Below are 3,904 nucleotides of genomic sequence, written 5' to 3'. Positions count from 1 at the left end.
TTCCCAATGAATTTAAATATCAACCAAAAAGTATACCTCGTTTCCGGTGGCGCAAAAGGAATTGGCGGGGCGATCAGCAGAGTTTTGGCGGAAGAAGGGGCATATCCTGTCATCATCGATCCTTCTGTGAAAGAAGGCCAAAATCTTGTTTTTGAATTTGAGTCAAACGGAGAAAAAGCACTGCACATTCCAAAAAGGCTGACTGATCCGCAAGCAGCAAAAGATGCTGTGGAAATGGCTTTTCAGAAATTTGGAAAGATAGACGGAATAGTCAACAATGCCGGAGTCAATGATGGTATAGGTTTGGAAAAAGGTTCTCCGGAAGCTTTCAGGGCTTCTGTTGAAAAAAACCTGGGTCATTATTATGATTTGGTCCACTATGCACTACCCTATCTCAAAACATCAAAAGGAAGCATTGTCAATATCAGCAGCAAAACCGCTGTTACAGGTCAAGGCAATACAAGCGGTTACACTGCTGCAAAAGGCGGGCAATTGTCATTAACAAGGGAATGGGCTGTCGAACTTTTAAAATACGGCATCCGCGTCAATGCAGTGATTCCTGCCGAGGTGATGACGCCTTTGTATGAAAGTTGGTTGAAGACATTTGAGAATCCTGACGAAAAATTGAATGAGATTCAAAATAGAATTCCCTTCGAAAAAAGAATGACCACGCCCCGTGAAATCGCAGATATGGTGGTTTTTCTTCTATCGGATCGCTCTTCTCACACCACCGGACAACTCATTTATGTGGATGGCGGGTACACGCATTTGGATAGGGCGCTCTAAGTACGAGGTATCAAGTACTAAGTACCAAGTATCAAGTATCAAGTATCAAGTATCAAGTATCAAGAAACGGCCTATATACCATATCCAAGCTGTTTATTCAAAATCAGTTAACCAATTAACCTTTAACCAAATAACCTTTGACCAGATAACCTTTAACCCAATAACAAATAACCTCTAACCAATTAACCTTTAATCGCAAAATGCCCAAAACCACCCTCCTCCCAAAAACCCTCCTCCTACCCTTTATTCTGATCACTTCTTTGTTTGCACTTTGGGGTTTTGCCAATGACATTACCAATCCCATGGTGGCCGCATTCAAGCGTGTATTGGAGTTGAATAATGTTCAAGCGTCTTTGGTGCAGATGGCTTTTTATGGGGGCTACTTTACCATGGCTTTGCCTGCGGCGGTTTTTATCAAGAAATACAGTTATAAGGTCGGCGTGCTGATCGGAATGGGTTTGTATGCTTTTGGGGCCTTGCTTTTTTACCCTGCTGCTGCATGGGAAAGCTATTTCTTTTTCCTTTTGGCATTGTACATCCTGACATTTGGTTTGGCATTTTTGGAAACTACAGCCAATCCATATATCCTTTCTATGGGACCTGAGGAGACGGCTACGCAAAGACTGAATCTCGCTCAGGCTTTCAATCCCATGGGAGCTTTGGCAGGATTGTTTGTCGCAAAAGAATTTATCCTCAACGCCCTTCAATCCAACAATACCGATGCTTCAGGTAATATCATTTATGATACTTTGGATGAATCTGCAAAGGCGATTGTCCGGACAAATGACCTGATGGTCATCCGAAATCCTTATGTGATGTTGGGGTTGGTTGTAATCATATTAGGCTTGGTCATTGCTTTTGCTAACATGCCGGAAAACAAAACCACCAATGGCAAACTGGATTTTTGGCCTTCAATGAAAAGATTGTTTGGACAACCAAAGTTTGTCGAAGGTGTGATTGCCCAGATGTTTTATGTTGGTGCGCAGATTATGGTATGGACCTATATCTACCAATACGCCGAATCCATAGGCATCGACAATGCTTATGCTGTGAATTATGCATATGCTGCGCTGATCCTGTTTTTGGTCGGAAGGTGGATCTGTACATTTTTGTTCAGGTACTTCCCTCCCGCCCGATTGCTGTTTTACTTTTCCATTTTGGCCGGATTGTTCACTTTGGGGGCCATCTTTATTCAGGGGATTTATGGGCTTTATTCTTTGGTGGGGATTTCATTTGCCATGTCGCTGATGTTCCCGACGATCTATGGGATTGCTTTGGAAGGGTTGGGAGAAGATGGGAAATACGGTGCGGCTTTCCTTGTGATGGCGATAGTGGGCGGTGCCATCATGCCGACGCTACAGGGAGTAATATTGGATATTGGTGGAACAGGCTACAATGACACGCTGATTTTGGGAGTTCCTGAAGTCAATTTCTCTTTTGTATTACCTTTGGTTTGTTTTTTGGTGGTGGGGATTTTTGGGTTTAGAAGAAAGTAAAAAATATTTTCTCGCCAAGGCGCTAAAGCTCAAAGGTATCCAAGTCGGATGGCTTCTTGCCGTCAGACTTTCCTGCTATCCTGCTTCTCCTAAAGCTACATTCAATTCTCCCGCAAAGTCTCAAAGGCGCAAAGAAAAGTTGAGAATACTTCCCAAGAAAATAAATCACAGTTCTCAAACTTGATGCGTCAAGAATTGCGGTTTTCCTTTTTCTCAATTTTTTCAATATTTTGGAAGATTATTTGTTTTTCCATGGAAGATAAAACCACAACTTGGACTTTGTTTGGAAGGATTTCCTTCCGTTTCGCATTTGTATATTACCTCTTTTATTTCAATCCTCTCAACCTCGTTGGATCAATTCCAGGCTTGTATTTTTTGGTTGAAGCAGTCAATTATCCCATTGACCTCTTTGTCCATTGGTTCAATGACCATGTCCTCCACATCAGGGAAGAATTGGTTCCCATGGGTGGAAGCGGTGATACGAGTTACGGTTGGGCACAATTGTATTCTTATCTCTTTTTGGCTGCGATCGCTGCATTGATATGGTCTGTCTTTGATAGAAAAAAGGCTTCATACCCCAACTTCCATTATTGGCTGTGCATCCTGTTGCGTTATAGTTTGGCAGGTACAGCTTTTATTTATGGGATTTTGAAAGTATTTGCCATGCAGATGTACTTTCCCAACCTCAGCCAATTGGCAACTCCTATGGGGGATTATTTGCCAATGCGTTTTTCTTGGATGTTTATTGGTTACAGTACGCCTTATCAGATGTTTTCCGGCTTTGCTGAGGTAATGGTTGCATTGCTTTTGGTGTGGAGAAGGACAGCGCTTTTGGGAGCTTTGTTGGCTATCGGTGTATTTGCCAATGTCGCCATGCTAAACCTCGCCTATGACATTCCTGTCAAGATTTATTCCCTGAATCTTTTGGTAGCATCTATATTTTTGGCTTGGCAAGAAAGGTCAAGGCTGTTTGGTTTCTTCCTTCAAAATCAGACTGTCCAACCTTCTGTATTGTATGAAAAATACTTTTCAAAGAAATGGCAGCGAATCGGAAGGATCGTCCTGAAGGCGGTTTTTATCGCGATGAGTTTCGGGTTTGGCACTTACAACTATTACCAATATTACCTTGAATTTCACAGGAACAATTCCAAAATCCTGGAACCCATCCAACCTGGCATGTACCATGTGGAATTATTTGTGAAAAACGGAGACACCATTCCTGAAAGCCTCGCTGATACACTGAGGTGGCGGGATGTCATTTTTGATTACAACGGGTCAGGAAGTCTTTCCGCACAGGATTCAAGTCTGAGAATGCGCTATGGAAGGGCTTATTTCAGTTACTTACCTGATAGCTTGGGAAATCAATTGGAATGGCGTTTGGCAAGTTGGGACAGTTTGCCTGTGGTAAGTTTTAAAATGGAAATCCCGGAACAAGATCGAATAATTTTGACAGGCAAGAAGCAGGAAGATTCCCTGCATGTGGTTTTGAAAAAACTCAACCGCCACTTCCCGCTGACCGAAAGGCAGTTTCATTGGGTCAGCGAAGCGAATCGATAAATAATAATAAGATTTATTTTTTTTCATATAGGGGTAAAAGGCGTTTCAGTTTTCTTTTTTAAAAG

At 42.2% G+C, this 3,904-nt stretch carries 4 protein-coding genes; 3 read left to right on the top strand and 1 reads right to left on the bottom strand.

Features of this window, described 5'->3' with window-relative positions:
* The first annotated feature begins 6 nt into the window (after positions 1 to 6).
* Complete coding sequence (locus tag ACZFYI_RS16835; protein WP_462525291.1) at positions 7 to 786, top strand: L-fucose dehydrogenase; 780 nt, start codon at positions 7 to 9, stop codon at positions 784 to 786.
* A gap of 200 nt (positions 787 to 986) precedes the next feature.
* Positions 987 to 2,282 (top strand): L-fucose:H+ symporter permease, encoded by a 1,296-nt coding sequence (fucP, locus tag ACZFYI_RS16830; protein WP_462525290.1) that lies wholly within the window; start codon positions 987 to 989, stop codon positions 2,280 to 2,282.
* Between the two features lie 22 nt (positions 2,283 to 2,304).
* Here the strand turns inward: fucP and ACZFYI_RS16825 are convergent, their stop codons facing one another.
* Positions 2,305 to 2,499, bottom strand: a complete 195-nt coding sequence (locus ACZFYI_RS16825) for a hypothetical protein (RefSeq protein WP_462525289.1) — start codon at positions 2,497 to 2,499, stop codon at positions 2,305 to 2,307.
* 35 nt (positions 2,500 to 2,534) lie between these two features.
* Here ACZFYI_RS16825 and ACZFYI_RS16820 point away from each other — a divergent pair, with 35 nt between their 5' ends.
* Positions 2,535 to 3,839, top strand: a complete 1,305-nt coding sequence (locus ACZFYI_RS16820; protein ID WP_462525288.1) for a hypothetical protein — start codon at positions 2,535 to 2,537, stop codon at positions 3,837 to 3,839.
* Positions 3,840 to 3,904: the final 65 nt, after the last annotated feature.

This window comes from Aquiflexum sp. (genome assembly GCF_977115555.1).
This window is presented reverse-complemented; position numbering and strand designations above follow the sequence as displayed.

Excerpts from the sequence above, each read along its gene's own strand:
- fucP (WP_462525290.1), top strand. The coding sequence starts at position 987 with ATGCCCAAAACCACCCTCCTCCCAAAAACCCTCCTCCTACCCTTTATT.
- ACZFYI_RS16835 (WP_462525291.1), top strand. The coding sequence starts at position 7 with ATGAATTTAAATATCAACCAAAAAGTATACCTCGTTTCCGGTGGCGCA.
- ACZFYI_RS16820 (WP_462525288.1), top strand. The coding sequence starts at position 2,535 with ATGGAAGATAAAACCACAACTTGGACTTTGTTTGGAAGGATTTCCTTC.